20 protein-coding genes and 1 pseudogene are annotated in these 22241 nt (G+C 56.1%); 7 read left to right on the forward strand and 14 right to left on the reverse strand.

Features of this window, described 5'->3' with window-relative positions:
• The first annotated feature begins 303 nt into the window (after positions 1 to 303).
• On the forward strand, positions 304 to 630 hold the full coding sequence (locus AC0J4F_RS24580; RefSeq protein ID WP_473026485.1) for a hypothetical protein: 327 nt from the start codon (positions 304 to 306) through the stop codon (positions 628 to 630).
• Positions 631 to 642: 12 nt separating this feature from the next.
• On the opposite strand, the gene AC0J4F_RS24585 is transcribed toward AC0J4F_RS24580, so the two are convergent.
• The 4 genes from AC0J4F_RS24585 to AC0J4F_RS24600 form a co-directional block, all read right to left on the reverse strand.
• Positions 643 to 1383 carry a substrate-binding periplasmic protein gene (locus tag AC0J4F_RS24585; RefSeq protein ID WP_473026486.1) on the reverse strand — a complete coding sequence of 247 codons (741 nt, stop codon included), beginning with the start codon at positions 1381 to 1383 and terminating at the stop codon, positions 643 to 645.
• Positions 1384 to 1830: 447 nt separating this feature from the next.
• A complete protein-coding gene (locus AC0J4F_RS24590; RefSeq protein WP_040450378.1) occupies positions 1831 to 2034 on the reverse strand; it encodes a DUF6447 family protein in 204 nt (67 codons plus the stop codon).
• A 299-nt stretch (positions 2035 to 2333) separates the two neighbouring features.
• Positions 2334 to 4040 carry a beta strand repeat-containing protein gene (locus AC0J4F_RS24595; protein WP_473026487.1) on the reverse strand — a complete coding sequence of 569 codons (1707 nt, stop codon included), beginning with the start codon at positions 4038 to 4040 and terminating at the stop codon, positions 2334 to 2336.
• 536 nt (positions 4041 to 4576) lie between these two features.
• Positions 4577 to 4888 carry a helix-turn-helix domain-containing protein gene (locus AC0J4F_RS24600; RefSeq protein ID WP_473026488.1) on the reverse strand — a complete coding sequence of 104 codons (312 nt, stop codon included), beginning with the start codon at positions 4886 to 4888 and terminating at the stop codon, positions 4577 to 4579.
• Between the two features lie 193 nt (positions 4889 to 5081).
• Here AC0J4F_RS24600 and AC0J4F_RS24605 point away from each other — a divergent pair, with 193 nt between their 5' ends.
• Genes AC0J4F_RS24605 through AC0J4F_RS24615 form a run of 3 tightly spaced genes read left to right on the forward strand, consistent with a single transcriptional unit; the run spans position 5082 to position 8775 of the window.
• Positions 5082 to 7019, forward strand: coding sequence for a hypothetical protein (locus AC0J4F_RS24605; protein WP_473026489.1), 1938 nt, complete (start codon positions 5082 to 5084; stop codon positions 7017 to 7019).
• 4 nt (positions 7020 to 7023) lie between these two features.
• Complete coding sequence (locus AC0J4F_RS24610) at positions 7024 to 7938, forward strand: glycosyltransferase family 2 protein (RefSeq protein ID WP_133953436.1); 915 nt, start codon at positions 7024 to 7026, stop codon at positions 7936 to 7938.
• Positions 7939 to 8775 (forward strand): glycosyltransferase family protein, encoded by an 837-nt coding sequence (locus tag AC0J4F_RS24615; RefSeq protein WP_473026490.1) that lies wholly within the window; start codon positions 7939 to 7941, stop codon positions 8773 to 8775.
• Between the two features lie 20 nt (positions 8776 to 8795).
• Here the strand turns inward: AC0J4F_RS24615 and AC0J4F_RS24620 are convergent, their stop codons facing one another.
• Positions 8796 to 9755 carry a pyridoxal-phosphate dependent enzyme gene (locus tag AC0J4F_RS24620; RefSeq protein WP_473026491.1) on the reverse strand — a complete coding sequence of 320 codons (960 nt, stop codon included), beginning with the start codon at positions 9753 to 9755 and terminating at the stop codon, positions 8796 to 8798.
• A gap of 140 nt (positions 9756 to 9895) precedes the next feature.
• On the opposite strand from AC0J4F_RS24620, the gene AC0J4F_RS24625 reads away from it, so the two are divergent.
• Entirely contained in the window at positions 9896 to 10372 is a 477-nt protein-coding gene (locus AC0J4F_RS24625) for an Lrp/AsnC family transcriptional regulator (protein WP_133953442.1), read from the forward strand.
• Positions 10373 to 10442: 70 nt separating this feature from the next.
• On the opposite strand, the gene AC0J4F_RS24630 is transcribed toward AC0J4F_RS24625, so the two are convergent.
• From AC0J4F_RS24630 to AC0J4F_RS24650, 5 genes are all read right to left on the reverse strand, one after another.
• The gene (locus tag AC0J4F_RS24630; protein WP_473026492.1) at positions 10443 to 10973 is read right to left on the reverse strand and encodes a nuclear transport factor 2 family protein; all 531 of its coding nucleotides are present in this window, start codon (positions 10971 to 10973) and stop codon (positions 10443 to 10445) included.
• Positions 10974 to 11021: 48 nt separating this feature from the next.
• Positions 11022 to 11963 carry an alpha/beta hydrolase gene (locus AC0J4F_RS24635; protein WP_473026493.1) on the reverse strand — a complete coding sequence of 314 codons (942 nt, stop codon included), beginning with the start codon at positions 11961 to 11963 and terminating at the stop codon, positions 11022 to 11024.
• Between the two features lie 132 nt (positions 11964 to 12095).
• Positions 12096 to 12974, reverse strand: coding sequence for an AraC family transcriptional regulator (locus tag AC0J4F_RS24640; RefSeq protein ID WP_473026494.1), 879 nt, complete (start codon positions 12972 to 12974; stop codon positions 12096 to 12098).
• Positions 12975 to 13163: 189 nt separating this feature from the next.
• Positions 13164 to 14804, reverse strand: a complete 1641-nt coding sequence (locus AC0J4F_RS24645; RefSeq protein WP_473026495.1) for a hypothetical protein — start codon at positions 14802 to 14804, stop codon at positions 13164 to 13166.
• A gap of 277 nt (positions 14805 to 15081) precedes the next feature.
• A complete protein-coding gene (locus tag AC0J4F_RS24650) occupies positions 15082 to 15882 on the reverse strand; it encodes an alpha/beta fold hydrolase (RefSeq protein WP_473026496.1) in 801 nt (266 codons plus the stop codon).
• Between the two features lie 271 nt (positions 15883 to 16153).
• Between AC0J4F_RS24650 and AC0J4F_RS24655 the strand changes: the two genes are divergently transcribed.
• Complete coding sequence (locus AC0J4F_RS24655) at positions 16154 to 16981, forward strand: methyltransferase domain-containing protein (protein WP_473026497.1); 828 nt, start codon at positions 16154 to 16156, stop codon at positions 16979 to 16981.
• Positions 16982 to 17013: 32 nt separating this feature from the next.
• Here the strand turns inward: AC0J4F_RS24655 and AC0J4F_RS24660 are convergent, their stop codons facing one another.
• The 4 genes and pseudogenes from AC0J4F_RS24660 to AC0J4F_RS24675 all read right to left on the reverse strand — a co-directional run bounded on the left by AC0J4F_RS24660 (position 17014) and on the right by AC0J4F_RS24675 (position 20587).
• Positions 17014 to 18864 (reverse strand): putative bifunctional diguanylate cyclase/phosphodiesterase, encoded by a 1851-nt coding sequence (locus AC0J4F_RS24660; protein WP_473026498.1) that lies wholly within the window; start codon positions 18862 to 18864, stop codon positions 17014 to 17016.
• A gap of 432 nt (positions 18865 to 19296) precedes the next feature.
• Positions 19297 to 20058: pseudogene (locus AC0J4F_RS24665) on the reverse strand (IS30 family transposase); the annotation flags it as partial.
• 128 nt (positions 20059 to 20186) lie between these two features.
• The gene (locus AC0J4F_RS24670) at positions 20187 to 20486 is read right to left on the reverse strand and encodes a CcdB family protein (RefSeq protein ID WP_473026499.1); all 300 of its coding nucleotides are present in this window, start codon (positions 20484 to 20486) and stop codon (positions 20187 to 20189) included.
• Positions 20486 to 20587 (reverse strand): type II toxin-antitoxin system CcdA family antitoxin, encoded by a 102-nt coding sequence (locus AC0J4F_RS24675; RefSeq protein WP_473026500.1) that lies wholly within the window; start codon positions 20585 to 20587, stop codon positions 20486 to 20488. The genes AC0J4F_RS24670 and AC0J4F_RS24675 overlap by 1 nt, the downstream gene beginning before the upstream one ends.
• Positions 20588 to 20756: 169 nt before the next feature.
• Here AC0J4F_RS24675 and AC0J4F_RS24680 point away from each other — a divergent pair.
• Positions 20757 to 21946 (forward strand): IS3 family transposase gene (locus AC0J4F_RS24680; protein WP_473026501.1). Its coding sequence is split into 2 segments (ribosomal slippage): positions 20757 to 21018 and positions 21018 to 21946, totalling 1191 coding nucleotides; the frame shifts between segments, so codons are not numbered across the junction.
• The last annotated feature ends 295 nt before the right edge of the window (positions 21947 to 22241 follow it).

Here is a 22241-nt window from a genome sequence, read left to right on the forward strand (position 1 = left end):
TGCGCCAGTTATCGGGCAATGCCTGCGAGTTTTTGCAACCTTGAAAACCGAAAAATCTACGCGCCGCGGCCATCTTTGGATCTCATACCACCCTGCGCTCAATTGCAGCCTCCCCGCAGAGGGGCACCTCTGTCTCTTGGTAAACAATTGGTTTCTTTATTGTTTAGGGATTAGCAATATTGCCGATCGCGGTGTCCCCAACTTGCGGCGGCAACAGCCGAGCTTGTAGCTTCAAGGCAAACTGCGAGGCGGGCGATGGTTGTTCATTACATTCCAAAACACAACAGACAGAAACTCTGGAGCGTGACCGCCCTTGTGATTTCCGCCGGGTTGGTGCTGGTCATTGTGGCCATGGTGGGTCTTTATCAGGCCGTCACGGCCAACCAAAGGGAAGCCGAGCTTGATCGCAAGGCCTTTGAGGCTGGGGCTTCAACCTCACGTCTCACCGATCTTTACATCGCTGATGGCGACCGTCTTGAAAAATGGGTGCTTGATGCGGACACCGGACGGCGCAAGTTCGCCGGCCACAGGGATTGGAGCGCCTTCGCCGCTGATCAGCGGCGCCAGCCGCCCGGGGAGGAGCAGACTGATGAGTTCGAATGGATCGACAAGCTGACCGATCCCGAGTGAAGCATCGCCGCGTTATTGATAGTCCGCCAGGACCATATCAATTGCTCCGGTCTCGACAAGACTGCGCAAATGCGCGTCCAGACGGTCAAGTTCGTTGGCCAGATCTGATTTTCGGGAAACAGCAAAATAGGATGGTCGGCCGGCGACCCGGTAGGGAGACACGCTCAAGTCCGGATGCGCGCGCATCTTGTAGCGCGCTAGCCGCTCCGGCGCGATGGCGACACAAAACCGGTCGGCGGCGAGCATCTTGAACACCGTATCGTAGTCAGTGGCTGGAACCTTCGTAAGTGCATCATCGGCATCGAACTGGTCGAAATAAACGGAATTGTCGAGGACACCAATGGTCCGGCCTGACAGATCAGCATAGGTGCGCACGGTCTTGGCCGGGTCTGCCACCACGAAGATCTTAGGTTCTTCGTCAATCGGGGTGGGCAGATAGATCATATAGGTCTCCCGCTCCGGTGTTCGGTTGGGCCCCAGCATGATGTCGGCCGATCCGGCTTCCATCATGGCAAGCGCCCGCGAAAACGGCACCTCCACAAACTGCAGCTTCAGGCCGGCCCGCTCCGCCCAGGCGTTGGCAATATCGATGTAGATTCCCGAATAGGCCTGATCGCCATCTTCCGCCCGAATAATCCGGTACGGCGGGGCATGGTTGACCGCAACAACATACGCTTGGCCGCTGTCTTGGGCGTTTGCCACCGGAGCGGCGAGGGCGGCGCACACGCAGATCATCAGTTTGAAAGTCTGCATAAGCCTCATCCGCGTACTGTCCCTTCCGGTTAGACCGTTGGAATGATCCAAAATGTCCGAACCATAAAGAGTAGGCCGTTTGATATGCGGATCCAGTCTAGGGTGGTCCTATATCGCGTTAGATGGCCGTTCCTCGGCGCGGGCAGCGGGACAAGTCAGGGCGGCTTCTGTGCGCTTTCAAGGTGTTAAGGGCTGGCGGCGATTTGGTTGGGAAACCTGCTTTTTTGTGCGCTTGTTGTCCTGAGGCGCCGTATCACGGCTGCGCCTCGAGGATGGCAGCCTGGCGGCCTTCAGCGTCTTTCACGGAAACGCCAGAAACCAGTTTTAGGCCTGCGGCAAGGACAGACCGGGCGTTTGGGGTAAAAAAGAAAACCCCTCGCCGCTGCAAAGCGGGGAGGGGTTTTGTCTGGTAACCGCAGCGCTGTTTAATCGGCGCTTTTAGGTAAATCAGTCTTTCGGCAGGGCCGCGGCGAGGGCCTGGGCGTAGGCGTTGCGCGCGGTCTGGTAAATCGCGATCTGCTGCTGCAGCTCACCGATCTTCCGATCCACGACCGTCATCGACGACAGCTGGTTCAGCGCGTCCTGGGACAGGTCGGACACGGCATATTCCCGGCCGTCAATGGTGACTTTTCCGTTCGGTTGTTCGGTCATCTTGGATCCTTCAAACTGATTCACTTTTGCAATCCGGTCATGCCGGAAAACCCTGTGATTGTTCGCATTGCATATCGGGTTCAATGGGAAAGATCAATTTCAAAGACCTGTGCTCTTAAGAAGCGCGAATTTCGCCGGTGGACGCAGAGACTAAGCTTGCTTTGACCTTCGAAGATGGAACTGGGATTCACAACCCGGTTAACAGTTCCGGGATGACAGCTGTCACAGCATAAAAAAGAGGGGCCCGCATCGCGGGCCCCTCCCAATTTTTTGCGATTGCCCGATGGGCAATATCAAGCTTAGGCGATGATGTCGCCGAATACCGGAGTAGCACCAACCACACCGATGGAGTAGTCAGCAGTTCCATCAAGGTCTGCATCAACGAAGATGAAAGAACCAGCCTGAGCACCGGCAGTCTGGCCATCGACGTCAGCAACACCAGTTGCGATGAAGTACTGGACAGTACCATTGAATGCAGTGTTGGCGTTTGTCAGAGCGTCAACATAACCGGCGGAAGAACCATCGGAAATGGTGTTCGTTGCGGAACCAGCAGATACGTTGAAGTCCAGTGTATCGGTACCAGTGGTGAAGGTGTTGACAACGTCGGCGGTTGCGAAGACCAAGGTCGTGTCGCCTGAATTCCACACAAAGTTGTCAGTACCAGCGCCGCCGGTCATGTTGTCGGCACCTGTACCACCAGTGATCGTGCTGCCACCAGCACCAGCACCCAGAACGTCGTTGCCTGAACCACCGGTGATGGTGGTTGCGCCAGCGGCCGTTGCTGTGAAGGTATCGTTGCCTGTACCACCAGTGAACGTGGTTACAGATGTCGGAACGCCAGCAAAAGTCAGGTTACCGGTAGATGCAGATGCATCCAATGTGGTCATGACCGGACCAACCGCATCAACGAGCGTGATGGTGCCGTTCGTGGAGATGCCGACGTTCAGCGTAGCAAGTGCAGTGGTTGCAGTACCAGTACCAGTTGCTGTGTCGAGGTCGATGGTCAGACCACCAGCGCCTGCAACAGAACCGGCGACGGTTGCAGAAGTCACACCGCCAACTGTGGTTTCCATCAATTCGAGAGTGGAACCGTTTGCAACATTTGTCAGCGCAACGCTGATTGCGGAGTTGCCAGCTGCAGCAATAACACCACCAGCACCAGCTGCAAGTGTTGTTGCGTTGAAGCCAGCTGTTACGCCTGAACCAACAGTCGTATCAACGGCAGCCGCACCACCGATCTGCCACAGCTGGGTTACACCAGCGAAGTTCGCAGAGTTTGCAGTTGCAACGAGGAACCCGTCAGCAGCTGTGTCAGAGGTCAAGTTAACGATTTCGATGTTGGACAGAACGCCTGCAGCAACAGAAGCACCAGCAGAAGTCGCAACAATGTTGGCAGTGTCTGTGCCGCCAGCGCCATCAGCGGTGTCGCCAGTGTTGACGGTTGCCTGCGGTGTCGCACCAAGGCCAGCTGCGTCTGCAGTACCGGAGAAGGTGTCGTCGCCGTCAGTACCGGTCAGAGTTTCACCAACAGTTGTGGTGAAGTTCTGGGTGGTGCCAGTGCTTGAGTTCGGTGTGTTGACAGTCGGAGCGCCCGGGCGGCTTTCAAACTGACCGTAGATTACGAAGTGCTGGTACAGAGCTTCGTTGGACGTGATGCCAGCAGCAGCAAGATCCGGGTTTGCAGCAGCGTAAGTTGCCGGAACGAAGTTGCCGCTTGCGATGGTCGGGAAGTTCACAAACGGTGCACGATCTTCCAGAGAACCGAACTGCAGGAAGTGCGTGAACGGGTTGATGCCAGCAGCTGCAACATCCGGGTAGGTGTTGAGGTAGTAGCTGGTGTCGAAAGAAGCGGACGGATCGGAACCTTCAAAACGACCGAATGTGTCGTAATGCTGCTCAGCGAACTGTGCCCAGGTCAGGCCAGTGGAGCCAGCAGTCGCGATGAACGCGTTATACACGTCAGGGCGCGAATTCTGGTAGAATGTTGCGTCAAATGACAGAGACATAGTGTTCTCTCCTAAGATCTTAATACTTGTGACGTCACGTCTTGGTGCGCCGGGTGATCAACCCCGACCACCGCATCTCACTGCCCAGTCAAATCGGACTGTTCAGCGATTGCTGTACCGGATGTGTGACAAGCACTTTTTTTGGGAAAAGTCAATTTTTTTGGGAGAAATTCGGTAGCAATTCAAAGCACTTACCGATTTCAAAATGCCTGTTGCAGAATTACCGCAAAGGCATATAGGACCGGACCTGAGAGAGGTCCAATTCACACTCAAAGCGTGTTAGAATTTCCAGCCACGCTCAAGAAACCCTGATGTTCGGAAATCGTGAGCGGATTGCTTAAGAAATTAACATTTTTCTTTGTAAGGTGAAAGTTTTTTAATCATTCTGGTTGGCAGAGTGATGTCAGGTCCAAATTCCAGTCCTAGATTCGACGGTCAGCAGAAAAGCACCATCGTTATTTTTGCCATGTGTAGCTGCAGCGTTTTCGATTCGCAACCTGCCAAAGAAGATTTTTGATCCGAATCGCTTGCAGCCCTTAGATGGCAGACTTTTGGTTAAAAATGAGTTGATAGGTTGTCGGCTCGTAGAACTCGAGCATCTTGATCGCAAACTCGCGGCTATTTACACCAAGCGCTTCCGCGTAGACCGCATACCGGTCGGCTGGTAGACGACCCTTGCCACTTTCGATCTGCGATATGAAGGTATAGTAGAGCGCGCCCATCTTCGCAGCCAATTCGCGCTGGGAAAGGCCTGCTTCCTCTCGGGCGGCCTTGAGCCACGTACCGGCCTGCGATCGCAGTTCCTGACGTTTGTCGTCCGTTGTTTTTGCGCTGGATTGAAACTGCATGATTGACGGCCCTGCCCAAGGGGTTAGTACTCACTAGCATCACGTGTACAGGAAAAGGTGTACAAAATCCAGCGCAATTGTGATATTTATGCCGACATTGTTCGGTCACAGTCCCGTGAGACACGTTTTCCTCTGGACGAAAAAGGCCCTGAACCGGTAGGGTGCCGCCGAAATTAGGGATAGAGACAACCATATGGTCGAAATCATTGCCTTTCCGGGCAAAACCCAGTCAACAACCGTCGACACCTCCCGGCTGAATCTTGAAGGCCGCCTGAACCTCGAGGATAACCTCTCTCGTCATGCAGGCCAGGTGATGCCGGTGCCGCAAATCAGCAGCACGCTCGACGGGACGGTTGTGGTCACCCCTCCGGAAACGGCTGACAATTTCCCGCAAGGTGACTGGACGAACCAGGAACTGGCTGATCTTTACCGGGTCGAATCGCTGCTGGTACAGGCGGGCATCAAGATGTCGACCGGCCGGGGCGTGACCGACGAGAACGATCCCTGGTTCGTGTTCTGCCGGGAAGACGGCGATGTCTTTGTTCATCTGGCGCGCGCCGATGGCCGGTATCTTCTCGACAGCCCGGGCTTGTCTGGCCTTTTGGAAGGCCCGGATTTCGCGACTCTGATCGACACATTCGTCAAGCAGCTCGCAGCCTTACGCGCGAACGATGATGAGAGCAATGTAGTCAGCTTCCGGCCCAAAATGCTGCGCGACAAGAGCGTTCATCTGCATCCATCGATCCTGCTCGCAGCGCTGATCTGGACGCTGTACCTTGCCTCCGACGACATTGCCAGCGCGACAGAAGCCGCCAGCGATCTTGCCGAGGACATGATCCTGCCGGTCGACAAGCTTCTGGCAATGGGTGAGGGTGATACAGCTGGGGCAGATATCGAAACCACCGATATCGATGGTACCGCACCGGACCTTGCTCCGGCAAAGACCACGTTTGCCACTCAGACCACACAGTCAGGTGTCAGTTTTGTGGACACAGACCGGTCGGGGTCCGACCGTCTGGTCTCCAGCTTCAGTTCAATGATTGCCTCGGCCTCTCCAGCCGCACAAGCGGTTTCGGCAAGCCTTGCCATTATCGCATTCAGCTTCGGGTTTTACGGTCCTCAGGCCGGTAAGGATACCGATTCGGACACCAGCAATGGTTTCTCGATCGCCGGTTTGAACTCTGCTTTGCGCGAGCTCGCAGACAGTGTCGCAACGTCCGGCCGCGCGCATTTAGATCAGTTCGCCGCAAACATTGAAATAGATGGCGACACCGGTCCGGTGGTCCTTGAGAACCTTGAAGCGCCGGTAACGTCAATAGCCGGCGATGTCGTTGATTTTGAACTGCATCTCAAGGACCTTGCCGCCGAAGCAGCGGTGAACGCCTTACCAGACCTCGACGTTCCAGTTGAAGAGACAGCCGCACAGGCTACTATCTCCGACCACGCGTCGAAATCCGCGAGCTCAACCGCTCAGGATAGTGAGGAACCCGAGGCGGCATCTGGAAAACAGGCATCCACCAAACAAGACACCAAGGACACTCAGTCCAGCCAGGTTCAAACAAAGACGAACAGCGGTACGGATACTGATGGCGGCTCGGGTGATGCCCTTTACCTAGCAGCCGTTCAGCTGAACTCGGGCTCGACCTATTCGGTAGGCTCCACCACTGCTTTGACAACACTTGACGAAGAAGAATTCCAAGAATTCGCCGGGTTCTTGAAAGACTGGGGGTCAAAAGACAGTGGCGATGACATCGTTGCGTCTGTGCACCCTGGGCTAAACGACACTGTGATATCGGTGCCAGATCTAGAAATCTCAGGTTCAGGCATATCAACCGGAGCGAACACATCAGACATGGTCGCGAGGCCGCAAGTCTCTGCTGTTAATGCAGAGATTGGCGAAATGACTATGCTGGCCGACATTTTCGTCAACCACGTCATAAAGAAGATGGCCTCGGTCGAAGTCGTTTTCTTTAATACAGGTTCTTCCACGGAACTTGTGCTGTTCGACAAGACAGCTATTGATGACCATACTTCTGACAACGCGCACGCAAGAAGTTGGGTGAATGACGACGGGATGGTGATTTCGGTTGTCGGCCACTATCAAGACTTCGCAGACTACGGCTTGGCCTGATTTCATGACCGAGACGCCTCCTGTGCCCGGGGCCCTGTCCCGGGTCTGCGGTGTTGTTGTGACATACCAGCCGGATCTTGGCCCCCTCACAGCCATGCTGGAGCGGATTGCGCCACAAGTCGACGATCTGGTGATTGTCGACAACGGCTCGGACACAGACCTCACCGCACTGGCAACCAATTTCAACGCAACCCTCAAACTTCTCGGCGACAATTTCGGCATTGCCCATGCGCAAAATGTCGGGATCGCAATGGCCCGCGAACGCGATGCGGATTCGGTTCTGCTGCTCGATCAGGACAGCCTTCCGGCCCCGGACATGGTCGCCAAACTGATCGCGGCGGAATTGAAGCTGCGCACGGACGGCAAGACCGTTGCCGCGGTCGGAGCAAATTACATCGACCCGCGCAAAGGTGATACCGGCTGCTTTCCCTATCGCAAGGGGTTGCGGCTGAAACACCGCGTCAACACGGGCAAGGAAACGATTGTCGAGACGGACTACCTGATTGCGTCGGGCAGCCTGACGCCGATGACCGTGTTCGACCGAGTCGGCGATATGGTCGACGAGCTTTTCATCGACTATGTCGACATCGAGTGGGGTTTGCGGGCGCGCGAAATGGGCTACATCAGCTACGGCGTGTTCGACGCGCATATGGAACACGCGCTTGGCGACGATCACATCCAGTTCCTTTGGCGGCGTGTCCCGGTGCACAGCGCGGTCCGGCATTATTACCAGCAGCGCAATGCGGTCTGGCTGATCCGCCAATCCTGGCTGCCGCATATCTGGACGCCCATCCTCTTGTTCCGCATGGCCTACCGGCTCGTTTTCTTTACGCTTGCCGCGCCCAAACGCTGGACCCATTCGCGCATGATGCTGTCCGGCATTTGGGACGGTGTCCGCGGCCGGATGGGCCGGGTCTAGATGATAGAAGAGAGCGGAGCGCTGGATCCGGCGAGCGAAGACAACCCGCTGCTGACGGTGTCCCTGGTGATTTACCGGCCCGATCTGAAGGTTCTCGCAGCCACGCTTCAAAGCCTTTCCAAGGCGCTGAACCGATTGGATGCCTCCCGCTGCAAGATCTTCATCATCCAGAACTGTGACACGGACGGGATCGCGCCGTTGCTGGCCGCAAATCTCAACGAAGGACCGTTTGACCTGCGGCAGGGACACGGAAATGTTGGCTTCGGCCGCGCGCACAATCTGGTGCTCGAAGAGACCGGCACGTTTCATCTCGTGCTCAATCCGGACATCGAGATGGCCGAAGAGGCTTTGACGCACGGATTGAAATTCCTGGAGGAGCATACGGACTGCGGCCTGATCACACCACATGCCTGCTGGCCGGACGGCACGCGGCAATTCCTGTGCAAGCGGTACCCGGCGTTGTTCGATCTTCTCTTGCGCGGCTTTGCGCCTGTTTTCCTGAAAAATCTCTTCTCAGGCCGGCTTGCCCGCTATGAAATGAGCGAAGAAACAGGCGAAGACGTTGTCTGGGACCCGCCAATCGTCAGCGGATGTTTTATGCTGTTCCGGGGTGAGATTTACCGGCAGCTTGACGGGTTTGATCCGCGCTTCTTTCTCTATTTTGAAGATTTTGATCTTGCCCTGCGAACCGGAAAAATTACCCGGATCGCTTATGTGCCAGCAGTGCGGATCGTCCACGAAGGCGGCCACGCGGCGCGCAAGGGGCTGACGCACATTAAGCTCTTCGCCAAATCCGCTCTTCTTTTTTACAAGCTGCACGGTTTCAAGGTTTTCTGACGATCAGCGCGCCAACGCGCTTACGTCACAGCCCCTTCCGAGACCACGATCAGCGGTCTTGCGGAAACCGGCAGGGCCATTTGCCGAAGGGCTGCAAATCCCGCCGCGCCGGAGGGCGTAGTTTTCGGGACATCAAGCTTTGCAAGAACATCGGCAGCCGTTTGCGCTTCTTCATCAGAGATCTGGATATAAGTGTCGGCTGTCTCTTGAAGGATCTCAAACGCCAGCATCGACGCGGTCTTGCAGTCAAGACGGCCCATGTTTGACACTGGCCCGATCACGTCAACCACCCGCCCAGCCTTGACGGCTTCATCGAGGCACGGGGCGGCCTCCGGCTCGACGACAATGATCTCCGGCTGCACGGCCCAGTTTTTCCGGATCATCTGGGCAACGGCCGCAGCCATACCGCCAACCCCTGCCTGCAAAAAGACATGCGTCGGCCAGTCACCACTCACTTCAAAGACGGCCCGCATTTCTTCCGCAAGAACCGTATAGCCCTCCATCACCAGCCGCGGTGGTTCGGTGTATCCGGGCCAGGAGCCATCAGCGAGGTGAATAAATCCATGGGAATTCGCGTCTTCGATCGCGGCTTCAATGCTCTCCTCATAGGTCGCACCGGAGCGGATGACCGTCGCGCCTTCCGCTTCCAGCCGGGCCACGAAACTCTCAGGCACCGTGTCCGACAGGTGAATGCGCGCGGCCGCGCCAAATATCTTCGCACCTCTGGCAACAGCCATGCCGTGATTGCCGGCACTTGCACAAACAAACGTTTTTCCTGTTGCCGCGGCGCAGATCGTCTCGAGGGACACATCCCGTGGAGCATCAGTCCCGAGGCACAGGTTGGCAACAGCATAGATCCCGCCAAGCGCCTTGAACGCCCCGAGCCCCATGCGTGCGGTTTCGTCCTTGATAAGGACAGTACACGGGGCATAGGTCCGCTCCAGAAGCGGGGTCGGGGCCGGATCAGCCCAAACGGGCATCAGGCTGGCCGCGCGTTTATAGTCAAGTCGGGTCGATAAAGTCTGCATCCGTTAAAAATACCTGATCCGCTTGATAGAAACGCCTCACAAGATTAGCGTTTCATGAGAAATATTCCCGTATTCAGACCACAAGAGACGCCATGAAGCTCGACCAGGTGGACATTTCGATCCTGAACGCCTTGCAGGACAACGCCCGTACCGGCCTCGAACAGCTGGCGCACGTGAGCGGTGTTTCGATTGCCTCAGTGCAGCGGCGGTTAAAAGCGCTGAGGGAAGGGGGCTTCATCCTGCGCGAGGTGGCGCTTCTGGACGGGGCTAAACTCGGCCAAGCCATGACCTTCATCATCATGGTGGAGTTGGAGCGCGAGCGGCTCGACCAGATCGATGATTTCGTCAAGCGGGCGCGGCAGGAGCCGCAAGTCCAGCAATGTTATTACGTCACCGGCGAAGCCGATTTCTGCCTGATCTGCATTGCCAAGGACATGGCCGAATTCGAAGCGCTGACCCACCGGCTGTTCTTCCAAAATGCCAATGTCCGCCGCTTCCGCACCTCCGTCGTCATGGGCCGCAAAAAAATTGGCCTGAACGTGCCTTTGGATAGGGACCGTTCGGAGTAATTCGATCCAAACACTATCATCGCAAAAAACGCCGCTCGTTGAAGAGCGGCGCTTGTGAGAGACACGAGATCTAGTTCTGCGAGGCGGCACGTTCCATGGCGGTCGCCGTCAGGGCGCGGTCGCCGATTTCCTGGGTCATGTCGAATTCCATGCGGGTGACCAGCCAGCTGCCCTCGATCCGCTCCAGATCCCAGTAATAGTTGCCAACCGGGCGCCACAGCTCACCGTCGATCCAGTGCCGGCCATCGACAAAGGCTGTGGCCGTTGCCATATCGCCACTGACGGTCACGGAGACCGGCCCGAGTTCATGCCAGGTGACATCAAAACCTGGAACAATGCCGCGCCAGGCGTCCATCAGAGCGGACGGGGTCATGGTCGCCGGTTCGCCGCCCCAAAGCGAGGTGTAGTCGATGACGAACTCCGGCGCGAAGGCGGCTTCTGCGAGATCGTAGGCCGCCCGGTCAACCGCAAGCGGGATCGAGGACACAAGTGTGCGGATCGCAGCTTCCTGCGGTTCGCCTGCGGGAGGGAGTTTGTTGTCTGCCATCGCTGAAGTTGCAAGCGCGGAGAGAACGGCAACAGCTGGAAGTGTCGGTTTCATGATCTTTGTCCTTGAAAATGAGAAGTGTTTTTGGGCAGCCGCCCGGCCTCAGCCGCGAAAATGCTCTGCCGTCGCGTCAGCGGCGCGGGTCACAACTTCCGGATTGTCGTAGAAGTCGAACTGGGTGACATCTTCAAGCATCTGCAAGGTTGCCTCGCCTGCAAATCCGTTCAAAAACGCCTTCACGCCCTGAGGAATGGCCGCAGCTTCCGAATGCACAATTGCAAGAGGCTGTGTAAGGCGGTCTGCATGATCGGCAGGGTAGTATGTCAACCAGCCTTCCCAGCCTGCCTGGTTCCACTTGTTGTCATAGGCCGGAATCGCGCCGCGGTCCTGCTCATAATAATAACCGCCGATCGGCATCAGCACGCCTTCAGCGCCTTCCGGGCCTGCCGCCGGGATGATCTCCCCGCCATTGGCTTCTGCATTCCTTGAGACTTCGATCAGCGCGCCAACACCGTCTGCCCCGCCATAGACCGCCTCGACCAGGTCGGCATTTTGCAGCCACGGGGCAACAAGACCGATGGACTTGACTGTGCCGTTCCCCGAGACAGCGTCGACCATGTATCCGGCCGAGGCACAAATGCCGAGCCCGTGGATCTGGGTCGCATCGACCTCGGGCAGCGTGGCCACAACATCAAAGGCTGCACGAATGTCGGAGGTTTTTGCTGCCGGGCTTTCTACAAAGCGGGTGTTCTTCGGCAAATCACCGGATTTGCCCCAGCCGCGGAAGTCAAAGGTGAAGGCCGCGAACCCGCGGGCAACCATCTGATGGGCGTAAACGGATGGCATCTGTTCTTCAACCGATGTCCAGGCGCCGGTCACAACCACGGCCGGCAGGGCCGTGCCGTCATGTTCTTCCGGCAGGTACAAGGTGCCGGAAAGGATTGCACCTTCGTTTTCAAAGGTGATGGTGCGGGTTTCAACCTGCGCGATGGCGGACGTAGAGGCCATCAACAGGGCTGCGGTGGTCACAGAACGGATGCTCATATCGGTCTCTCCAAAATCTATGTTCTGGGCGCCTTCGCCCGATGACATTGGAGATACGCTTTACCCCGCCGGATTACTTGAACAGGCCTGCTTTGTTTTTGAAGGATCCGGCCAAACGCCAGGGCTAAGATTCTAGGCCGCGCGGTACTGGCGCGGTGTTTGACCGGTCACCTGTTTGAACGACCGGGAAAAATGCGCCTGATCGGCAAACCCGCAGGAAATTGCGATTTCACCAAGCGGCCGTTTCCGATCCCGCATCATCCCGATTGCCTGTTCGATCCGGTAGGCGAGGACATATTGCATCGGCGTTTCGCCAACCGTTTCCTTGAAAAGACGGGCAAAATGGGACGCGCTCATGCCGGCTACCTGTGCAAGTTCTTCAACGGAAATCGTTTGGTCCAGCCTGTCGCGGATGAAACTGAGAACCCGCTTGTAATGCTCGGAGGTAAACCGCGCCGACAGCGCCAGATCTTCGGCCTGTTGCTGGCCGTATTTTTGAAGCAGCTTGACCAGAAACACCCGGCTCATTGCTTCAAACATGACGCCCGACGAAAGATCATCGGTTTCCAGCGCATCCCGCAGCATGACACCTGCCGCGCACAGATCCGCATCCTGGAACTGCGGCAGATCGGCGAGCTGCTGATGGGTGAGGACGAGGCCCAGCTCATGCAGCGCGAACCGCTCGACCTTCTTCGGATCCAGGGTCACGACGATGACGTCCGAGGTGCCGAACCAGCGCCACCCGGACCGCAGACCTGCGGGCGTGACGACAATTTCGTCCTTTTCAAACGTGAAATCGCGTAATTCGCCGGCGCGCCAGTTCTGCACCCGGTGCGGTGTTTCGCAAAGGTTCAGGAGCACATGATGCTCTTCAAAGACTTCTTCCGGCATCGTATCCGGTTCGGCCCGGAAATAGCGCACCGACATCAGCGCGGCCGCCGAGACATGCGCCATGTCATCGCTGCTCAAAAGCGGCAAAGACGGATAGATTTCGGCATAACGTCGTGGCACCAGCACACCTCCTTCGGCAGGCAGTTTACGCTGTTCTGAAAAGGATGCCACGCGTCAGGAAGCGGAGAAAATATGTCCCAGCTCACCAGCAGTGCCGAATTTTCTCCCGGCTCATGAAAATGAACCAAGTTCCCCTATTTGCTACGAAAGTGCCTGAAACCGGTTTACGGCCAGGACCGGGCGCTCTGACTAGACAAGCGAGAAGTCTCCGAGCGAGCCGCTCTCGGTGAGTGTCGACAGCCCGGTTACACCGGTGAGCTTTATCAACTGCTCGTCGCCAGAACCGAAGGTGTTTTCGTAGAAAATGTAGGTGTCGGCACCATGTTCGAAAAACACCACTTCCTGGATACTGACATTGGTGTCGTCAGTGTCCAGCACCGCCAGTTTTTCAACGAGTGTATCGTCGGCTGCCGCGAAAGTTGCCTTGCCACCGCTGCTCACAGCCACAATAAGTCCAGCAAGTCCGGTTGTGTTTATCGATGCGCCGGCAACCTCATCGATGTTCGCTGAGCGTACGAAATCACTCGTGCCGCCCGCGTTCCAGTCTGTGATCGTGTCAAACGCCGATGTTGTGGTGTCTCCAAGAAAAATCTGGAAAATATCCGCTCCCCCGTTCCCGGTGAGCGTGTCGGCGGCACCCGCCCCTTCCAGCAAGTCGGCGCCCGCACCGCCAATCAATGTATCGGCAACCGGGGTATCTGGGTTGCCGGCCACTGTGAGTTTTCCGGTCAAGGCCGATCCATCAACCACCAATCCCCCTTGATGCGAGATATTGCCGAGGTTGATGTCTTGCGTACCGGTGATGACCAACCTGGCCGTTCCAGACGAGAACCCGAGTGCATAGCCGTTGGCGCCATCCGACCCGTTCGTGGAAATACCACCCACACCACCAGCGAAACTGTTGGTGGTTGTCCCATTCGACGCAATGTTTACGGTCTCGAACCCGGAGATAAAGGCTGCGAAAGATCCTGCACCACCAGTTCCGGAGGTTGCGCCCCCACCGGAGCCGCCGGTGATCGTGACGCCGCCTTTCAAACTGAGGTTCAGGACATCAGCAGATGTATCGGTTCCAACTTCAAACCGGAACGCGGCATTGGCATTCCCACCATTGCCACTACCGGCGCTGCCGGCAACGCCGCCATTTGTCGTGATCAACTCGAAGTAATCAGAACTGTCGATCCCGGTAACGCTGTAGAACGGGTTGGACTGCGAAAACCCATCGATCTGCCCCGGCGCGGCAGGGGCCTGGGGTGCAGCAGTGCCGCCCCCTATTTTAAACGAGCTGGTCGTTTGCGTGTTCGCCGTCAGAGTGTTGCCGCTGAAGGTCGCGTTGACATTGGAAAGATCGAGCTGAACGCCCGCATTGATACCGCCAACATAGTAGGCGATCCCTTCAAAGTTAAACTGAGGCAAGTTTGCGATCACGTTGGCGCGTTCGGTCTCACTTGCTGTGTAAAAATGCGTTCCCGTTTGGGTGTTAAAGAAACGGTAGAGCGGTGCGCGCTCAATATCTGCGTCTGAATAGGCCTGATATGCTGTTCCTTCGAAATTAAACTGAGGCAGGTTGGCTATTATGCTGTCACGCTCTGTGGTGCTGGCCGTATAAAAGTGAGTGCCCGTTTGGGTATTGAAGAACCGGAAAACAGGTATTTCTCCGGTCGTGTTTGCCTCCAATGCATTAGAATCAAACAAATTACCTTCAAAATTGAATTGGGGCAGGGTGGTCTGAACCGTATTCCGTTCTGTTTCGCTGGCGGTGTAGAAATGCGTGCCGGTCTGAGTATTAAAAAAACGAAAAATATCAAAAACACCATCAACCGCTGCAGACATAGACTTCCCCTTTTATACCTCTGTCCCGGCCTCAGTGAGACACATATTCCGCAGCGGAACAATCTGTTTGTTTGCAGACCGCAAGATAAGGTTGGTCAACATTTTGTTGGACATGGATTTTGCTTCTATGACGCGCCAATAAACACCCGAAGCAGACGACTCCGACCAAACCGGGTTTGCAGCGTCTCTCAGATTTTCTCCCGCCGACACGTCCATCCGGAGCGGACAGGTCAGGTTACCCTCTTTGAGTATTTCAGCCCGGTTGCTGAGCAGCGCCTCAGTTCGGATTCAGCGCATTCTCAATGATCGGATTCATGAGGTCTGGGTGAGTCAGGGCTGCCATATGACCGCCGTGATCTGTCTGTTCAAAAGTCCAGTCCGGGATGTGCTTCCGCATCAGCGAAACAATCTCATCTATGCTCCGAACTGTATCGGCAGCTGATATGACCGTTGTCTCCTTCGGCAAGTCGCGGGCCCACTCGGACAGGGGGACCTGCTCATTCATGACGCTGTCCCATTCATGAAAATTTGGTCTGAGTGCCTGGATAAACTTTGCTCTTCGATCCTCAGGCATCACCTCCCAGCTGCCGGCACCAGTCCAATAATTTACAAAATATTCGGCGGCCCGCGACCAGGTTGTGGCGTCCGCGCCAGCCTTGATCAGATCGCGCAAAGTCACCGCTTCTTGATACGCTTCTTCGCGGCCGTGCAGGTGAAGCAAATAAAACGGATTTGGTTCGATCAAGACGAGCCGATGCATTCGGCCCTTCAAAAGCGCCGCCGCCTTCATGGCAACACTCCCACCGAATGAATGTCCAACGATGGACACCCGGCTACCGTCGGCGGGGACGAGGGCTTCAACAAGCCGTGCCTGATCTTCAAGGGATTGGGTTGCGCCTTCCGGCCAAGGTTTCGTCTTTCCATAACCGAACAGATTTATGGCGACCAGATGGAACCTGTCGGACAGATTATCCATCAGGGCGCGCCATTGCCGCGCACCTGCGACGCTTGAATGAACAAGTATGACACAGTGTCCAGAACCCGCTTCCAGGAAATCTGGTTCGTAGGAACACTCCATGGCAAAGCCTCCGCGAGTTCGACAACAAGCCAAATATACCAGATCAACACATGGGCGTCAGAGACAATGGTGCCAAACAATCCAGACGCTATTCTTACGACTTCCTTCAGCCTATCGCCTGATTTCGCGTCGCAATCTCACAAGTGAAAATATTCGTCTGCCATAGGCGTGAATTTCCTGCCTTTAGCTTCTGGAAAAGCGATAAGCTTCCGCGACGAAAGCCCAACACTGCAGGATGTCATGCAGGCTCAGTAAGGACGGGGGAGGGCGGATGATGAACACGGACGCATTCGAACGCATGGAGCGGGACGGCTGGCAGGATCCGGGCATCGCGCAAGGCTACGCCGAAGGGTTTGATCTTGCGACCCGGCAGGCAGCTGACGTGCTCGCGGAAACGGTCGCCCCAAACCGCGGCTTGACGGCCCTGGATCTGTGCACGGGACATGGGGTTGTTGCGGCTGAGCTCGTGAAACGCGGGGCCGTGGTGACAGCGCTTGATTTCTCGCCGGCCATGCTTGACCTCGCCCGAAGAACGGCACCAGGCGCCACTTTCGTGGAAGGCGATGTGATGGCCATGACCTTCCCGGACCAGAGTTTCGATGCCGTGTCGATCGGCTTTGGCGTGCCGCATTTTCCCGATCCGGAAAAAGGGTTGCGGGAAGTTGCCAGGGTTTTGAAACCCGGCGGACGGCTTGCCTTTTCGATTTGGCGCGGAAAGGGCTCGAACGGAGCCTTTGGCTGGCTTTTTGAGTCCGTCGGGCGTCTCGGCGATCCGGCAGTCACCCTGCCGGACGGGCCGGACGCGCATATGTTCGCCGACAAGGAGATCGCAGAGCCCCTTTTGACGGCCTGTGGCTTTACCGGCATCACGATGCTTGAGCTTCAAAGCCGGGTGTTTGTCTCCTCTCCCGAGAAACTCTTCGATGCCTTCGACAAGGGGGCCGTCCGCGCCGCGTCCCTCTTGGGCGGGCAACCGGAAGACCGGCGTGCCGCCATAAGAGCGGAACTGTCGCGGCGGGTGCAAGACGAAGGCACACCGGAAAACGGCGGGCACCTGGTGCCCACACCTTCAGTCATTGTCTCGGCTAAACGCGCTTAGTATTCTGGTCCGCCAGCCGCGTTATTAACCGCTCAAGACACCTTGCCGGTAATCTCCGGCTCTGGCGACCAGAACTGACCTTTGGTTTCAATCAGCAGATCCTGAAACTCGGTTGCGGGCATGGGCCGGCCGAAATGGTAGCCTTGCAGGAGATCGCAGCCCATGTCGCGCGCAAGGCGCGCATGCGCTTCCGTTTCAACGCCCTCTGCCACAATGCTCATGCCAAGGCTCTTGCCGATGCCGATGATGGAGGCCATCAACTCGCGGGCAGTCTGGTCTTCCACGATCGGCAATATGAACTGCCGGTCGATTTTGAGGACCGCCGGATTGATTTTCAAAAGTCCCTGCACGGAGGCATGACCGGTGCCAAAGTCATCGAGCGCGATGGTCACCCCCAGCTCTTTCAGCTCGCTGAGCGTCCAGTTCACAACATCGCCAAGCCGGTCGAGATAAACCGATTCCAGGATTTCGATCGTGAGCCGTTTGGGGGGAATGCCGACGCGTTTGATGTCATGAATAAGGTTCGGGTCCGCCAAACGTCCGGCAGAAACATTGATCGAGACCCTGGGAAGATCGACCCCGGCACCATCGATCAGCGCCAGTTTTTTCGGAAGCGTCGCAAAGACGATTTCGTCAATCCGCTTCAAGATGCCCATCTTGTCTGCCGTTTCCAAAAACGCAGCGGGCGGTAAGAGGCCCATTCTCGGATGCGCCCACCTGACAAGCACTTCGGCCGAGGCGATAGTGCCGGTCGCAGCGTCGATGAGCGGCTGGAAGAATGGAACGAATTCCCGGTTTTCGCAGGCAATCAAGAGATCGGACACAAGGCGCTTGGCGGCAATCGCCTCAGCATGCATCTCCTTTGTGAAGAAAGACCAGCGGCCCTTGCCGTTGGTTTTGGCGTGGTAAAGGGCCGTGTCCGCATCGTTCACCACCCGCTCGGGCGCATCCATTGTGGCGTTTGCGATCGCAACGCCGACACTGGCGCTGCAGAAGGTGGATTTGCCTTCAAACACGAACGGTGCATGCATTTCTTGAACAATGGCATCCGCCAGGCTGCTGATGTCCAGAGCGCTTTGCCCAAGCGGACGCAAGACCACGAACTCATCCCCGCCGATGCGGGCGACAAGGTCCGTCTCGTTGGTGAGCCTACGAAGCATCTCGGCGACGGAAATCAGAAGGCGGTCGCCGGCATCATGCCCAAACGTGTCGTTGACGGATTTGAAACGGTCCAGATCGATGTAAAACACCGCAAAGTCCGATCCGCCGCCTTTCAGGTTGGACACCCAGGACTTGAACTCGACCTCGAAATGCCGCCGGTTGGAAAGACCCGTCAGCGCATCTTCCTTCGCCTCTTTGGCAACCTTTTTGGCCAGCTGGAACAGCCGATTGTTTTCTCGCTCCAGATGCCCGATTTTTTCGACATAGCTTGTCAGCGCTTCGCGTCCGGAGACCGGCCGCTCCAGATGCCGGACGGTGTCTTCCTGGCCGGCCTGATCCTCCAGCTCAATCAGCGAACACAGCCACCACCGGTCGCCGGTGGACGTATCGGAAAGGGGCGTCCAGCTCATCCGCTGCCAGTATTGCTCGCCGTTTTTCCGGTTGTTGAGCGCCTTGACCGAAAAATGCTCCCAATTCATCAGCTTTTCGATAATGATCAGGTGATTGCCCTGATCCATACTGGACCCGATCAGGATCGTGCCGCGCTGACCAATGACCTCGGCCGCGTCATATCCGGTAATCTTGCAGAACGCGCTGTTGCACCATTGGAAATGCATGACCGCGCCGTCGGCATCGGACGCAAGCGCGAGCGCAAGTCCTTCGACTGACTTGTCATTGATCTGGGCAAGTATTTGAGGCGGTACCGGGGATGAGCCTATCATCTTCAGGCTATTAGAAGACTGCCGGTTAAATAGGCAATTGTCATTTCCTACAGGTCACCCAAAAGAAATGACCCAACTTCAACTTGCAGAATATGCCGAATTCGCCAGATCAGACAAAAGTTGTATTTTCATGGTTACGGGCGGGTGAATTTCCAATGCGAGTCAGGCTGATAGGGGATGAGGGTGCGGAGGACCAGCCTCACCCAACCCATGCCTGTACTCCAAGCATCCCCAGAAACACGGTGAGTTAGAATTATTGGTCAGGCCTGGAGTTTCAAGTCTAAATGCAACACCGCCCGGATGTGTTCGGAGCAGGGAGGTTAGACCCCACTCAGGTGTGCTGGTCAGGGTTGCTAAGGCTGAGTGGGGTCGGATGGTTTGCGAGATGATGGAACCTACTGAGCCGCATGAATGCTCATTAGTAGCTCGGCATTAATGCAGCGGACCGTTGAATATCTCCTCACGAAATACTTCTCGGGGCGTTCGGTAACCCAGGCACTTTCGTGGCGTGTCGTTAAGGCAGTCTATGAGAAGGCGGATCGCGGGTTCAGAAACACTCAAAACGGTTGTGTCCCTTGGTAGGTAACGTCGAACGCGTTTGTTCATGTTCTCAACACTACCCTTTTGATAAGGTGCGGAGGGGTCGCAAAACCAGGCATCTATTCCCAGTCCTAGTTTCAACTGCCGCTAAGAGACAAACTCAAATCCACGATCAAACGTCAGGCTTCGCCGCGCATAGTAGGGCAACGGGCTCATTTCCTTGATAAGCCGATCCATAATTGGTTTGGACTGACGGTCGTTGTTTTTGAACAAAACGACAAATCGGCTCTTCCGTTCAATCAACGTGGCCACATTGGCTTGGCCCTGCGCGCGCTCAAAGATCATCAAGTCGCACTCCCAATGACCGAACTCCGTGCGTTCTTGAACTTTTTTGGGCCTGTGTCTGATCCGTCGTTCTTCTGGAAATATCGGATTTTGCGGTTTCCGAGCATAACGGGGGCGGCGCTTCTTACGGCGCTCCGGCAGAAAACGAGCAAGTTGTTCTTCGCGGCCTTCAGGGGAGTAAACATATTTGTAGATGGTCTCGTGACAGACCGTCGCTTTCATGTGTGGCTCTATCTTCAGGCGACCCGCAATCTGTTCAGGTGTCCATCCATTCTTAAGTCGTTGAATGACATCGCGTCGCAACGCTTCAAATTGCAGGCCCATGTCTCTTTCTCCCAAAAACACGCATCATACTGATTTTGTTGCATTTCAGGATAGAATGTGCCCCCGCTAAAAGCCCTACACCGATAATCTATCTTATGGAACTTTTTTCAATATCAAAAACCTTGAAAGAGCATATCCAGGGCTCTTGTGATTTCAGATTGCTGTACGTCCAGGCTTCCGATGGGTTCGCGCAACTGTTGTTCCGACACTGCAGATAAAAACTGCGTCACCATCACATGAACCGCGCCATTGATCATGAAAACCGGGTTTAGAAAGCGCGCTGGAGTTGGCGCTTCAGATTCCGGCATAAGTGGTACAACAACGCGTGTGTTCAGGTCGTCAAGCAGGTCCGCCTGGACGTCCAGAACCAGGCCATCGCCGGATTTATGCCTGTAGATTTTATTGCGCGCCATTAAAACAGCCGGGACTTGGCCAGCGGCAAGCCATGTTCCTCGACGAATTCATTGGAGCTTTTGAGAGCAGACTGGTTTTCCTGCCGCCACTGACCCGCCATCGATCTGGAAACGGCCGACCGGATGCCTTCTTCGGCCGCCTTAGAGATGTTAATTCCAAGCTATTTAGCAGACTGCACCAACACAGGGTTGAGCTACCTCCCGAAATTAGGACACTGACGTAAGCTACGATTTGTTGTCTGCTGGTCTTCGAGAACAAGGAGATCAGAGATGTCGAAACGCAAGCAGCACTCGCCGGAGTTCAAGGCGAAAGTCGCCCTGGCAGCGTTGAAGGGCGAAGAGACGGTATCGGAACTGGCGAGCCGCTTCGGGGTTCATCCGACCATGATCCATCAATGGAAGCGTGCCCTGCTGGAAGGCGCCTCGGACGTGTTTGAACGTGGCGGCAAACGAAAGCCGGAGATTGACGAGGACCAGGTGAAGGAGCTGCACGCCAAGATCGGGGAGCTGGCCGTCGCCAACGATTTTTTGTCCAGAAAGCTCAAGCCTTGGGGCGTGAAGTGAGGCGCGGCATGATCGAGCTGGGACATCCCGAACTGTCGGTCGGCAAGCAGTGTTCTCTGCTGTCGATCTCGCGCTCGTCTTTCTATTACACGCCGAAGGGCGAGAGCGAGATGAACCTCGCGCTGATGCGCGAGATCGACGAGCAGTTCCTTGAGACGCCGTTTTTCGGCGTCCGTCAGATGACCTGGCACTTGAAGAACGAAGGCCATCCGGTGAACGAAAAGCGGATCCGGCGGCTGATGCGGCTTATGGGTCTGATGCCGATCTACCAGAAGCCCAATACAAGCAGGCCGGCCAAGGGACACAAGATCTGGCCATATCTGTTGAAGGGATTGCGGGTGGAGCGGCCGAACCAGGTTTGGGCGTCTGACATCACGTATTTGCCGATGCGCCGTGGGTTCTTGTATCTCGTGGCAATCATGGACTGGTTCACCCGCAAGGTGCTGGCCTGGCGGATCTCCAATACGCTGGAGGCCGATTTCTGCGTCGAGGCGTTGAACGAGGCGGTCCACAAATTCGGTGCACCGGAAATCATGAATACGGACCAGGGATCGCAGTTCACCTCGTTTGCATGGACAGACCGGCTGCGGAGGATCGGCGTGCGCATCTCGATGGACGGCAAAGGACGGTTCCTCGACAATATCTTCGTCGAGCGGCTGTGGCGCACGCTCAAATACGAGTGTGTTTATCTGCACGCTTGGGAAACCGGCTCACAGGCCCGGGACAGTGTCCGAAAATGGATGAATTTTTACAACCAGAAGCGTCCGCACACCGCCCTTGGCGGCAAACCGCCTGCCGTGATCTACTGGCAGCGCATTGAACAAAACCAACTCCCTCTCGGTGATGTGAACATCACCTGTCGGGCAATGGATCAGCAGGTGCAGAGAGTAGCTTAATTACGCCAGATCCTGTCCAACGGATGGGGAGTAGCTCAGGTCGATCGTAAGATTTGTCGGCTTGCGCGCAGGATGCGAGGCCATTCAGCGAACTCCATGATTGCGGATCAGCAAAACAATAGGCATGTAAATGCGCCTAACCAATGCGCACTGTAATACGCATGATCATTTAGCGCATCAAAATTTGAGCGGGCTCGAAAGATGACAAACTCGGGCTATCCAGTCAAAACAACGTGCGGCAGTTCCCCAACTTTACCGCAATGGGGAAATTTCGAACCGGAAACCTTGTGCCAGC

It is taken from the genome of Roseibium sp. R5 (assembly GCF_055755305.1).

Excerpts from the sequence above, each read along its gene's own strand:
- AC0J4F_RS24625 (WP_133953442.1), top strand. The coding sequence starts at position 9,896 with ATGAAGCTCGACCAGGTGGACATTTCGATCCTGAACGCCTTGCAGGAC.
- AC0J4F_RS24620 (WP_473026491.1), bottom strand. The coding sequence starts at position 9,755 with ATGCCCGTTTGGGCTGATCCGGCCCCGACCCCGCTTCTGGAGCGGACC.
- AC0J4F_RS24670 (WP_473026499.1), bottom strand. The coding sequence starts at position 20,486 with ATGGCGCGCAATAAAATCTACAGGCATAAATCCGGCGATGGCCTGGTT.
- AC0J4F_RS24595 (WP_473026487.1), bottom strand. The coding sequence starts at position 4,040 with ATGTCTCTGTCATTTGACGCAACATTCTACCAGAATTCGCGCCCTGAC.
- AC0J4F_RS24600 (WP_473026488.1), bottom strand. The coding sequence starts at position 4,888 with ATGCAGTTTCAATCCAGCGCAAAAACAACGGACGACAAACGTCAGGAA.
- AC0J4F_RS24605 (WP_473026489.1), top strand. The coding sequence starts at position 5,082 with ATGGTCGAAATCATTGCCTTTCCGGGCAAAACCCAGTCAACAACCGTC.
- AC0J4F_RS24660 (WP_473026498.1), bottom strand. The coding sequence starts at position 18,864 with ATGATAGGCTCATCCCCGGTACCGCCTCAAATACTTGCCCAGATCAAT.
- AC0J4F_RS24635 (WP_473026493.1), bottom strand. The coding sequence starts at position 11,963 with ATGAGCATCCGTTCTGTGACCACCGCAGCCCTGTTGATGGCCTCTACG.
- AC0J4F_RS24590 (WP_040450378.1), bottom strand. The coding sequence starts at position 2,034 with ATGACCGAACAACCGAACGGAAAAGTCACCATTGACGGCCGGGAATAT.
- AC0J4F_RS24610 (WP_133953436.1), top strand. The coding sequence starts at position 7,024 with ATGACCGAGACGCCTCCTGTGCCCGGGGCCCTGTCCCGGGTCTGCGGT.
- AC0J4F_RS24645 (WP_473026495.1), bottom strand. The coding sequence starts at position 14,804 with ATGTCTGCAGCGGTTGATGGTGTTTTTGATATTTTTCGTTTTTTTAAT.
- AC0J4F_RS24630 (WP_473026492.1), bottom strand. The coding sequence starts at position 10,973 with ATGAAACCGACACTTCCAGCTGTTGCCGTTCTCTCCGCGCTTGCAACT.
- AC0J4F_RS24615 (WP_473026490.1), top strand. The coding sequence starts at position 7,939 with ATGATAGAAGAGAGCGGAGCGCTGGATCCGGCGAGCGAAGACAACCCG.
- AC0J4F_RS24585 (WP_473026486.1), bottom strand. The coding sequence starts at position 1,383 with ATGCAGACTTTCAAACTGATGATCTGCGTGTGCGCCGCCCTCGCCGCT.
- AC0J4F_RS24675 (WP_473026500.1), bottom strand. The coding sequence starts at position 20,587 with ATGGCGGGTCAGTGGCGGCAGGAAAACCAGTCTGCTCTCAAAAGCTCC.
- AC0J4F_RS24650 (WP_473026496.1), bottom strand. The coding sequence starts at position 15,882 with ATGGAGTGTTCCTACGAACCAGATTTCCTGGAAGCGGGTTCTGGACAC.
- AC0J4F_RS24655 (WP_473026497.1), top strand. The coding sequence starts at position 16,154 with ATGATGAACACGGACGCATTCGAACGCATGGAGCGGGACGGCTGGCAG.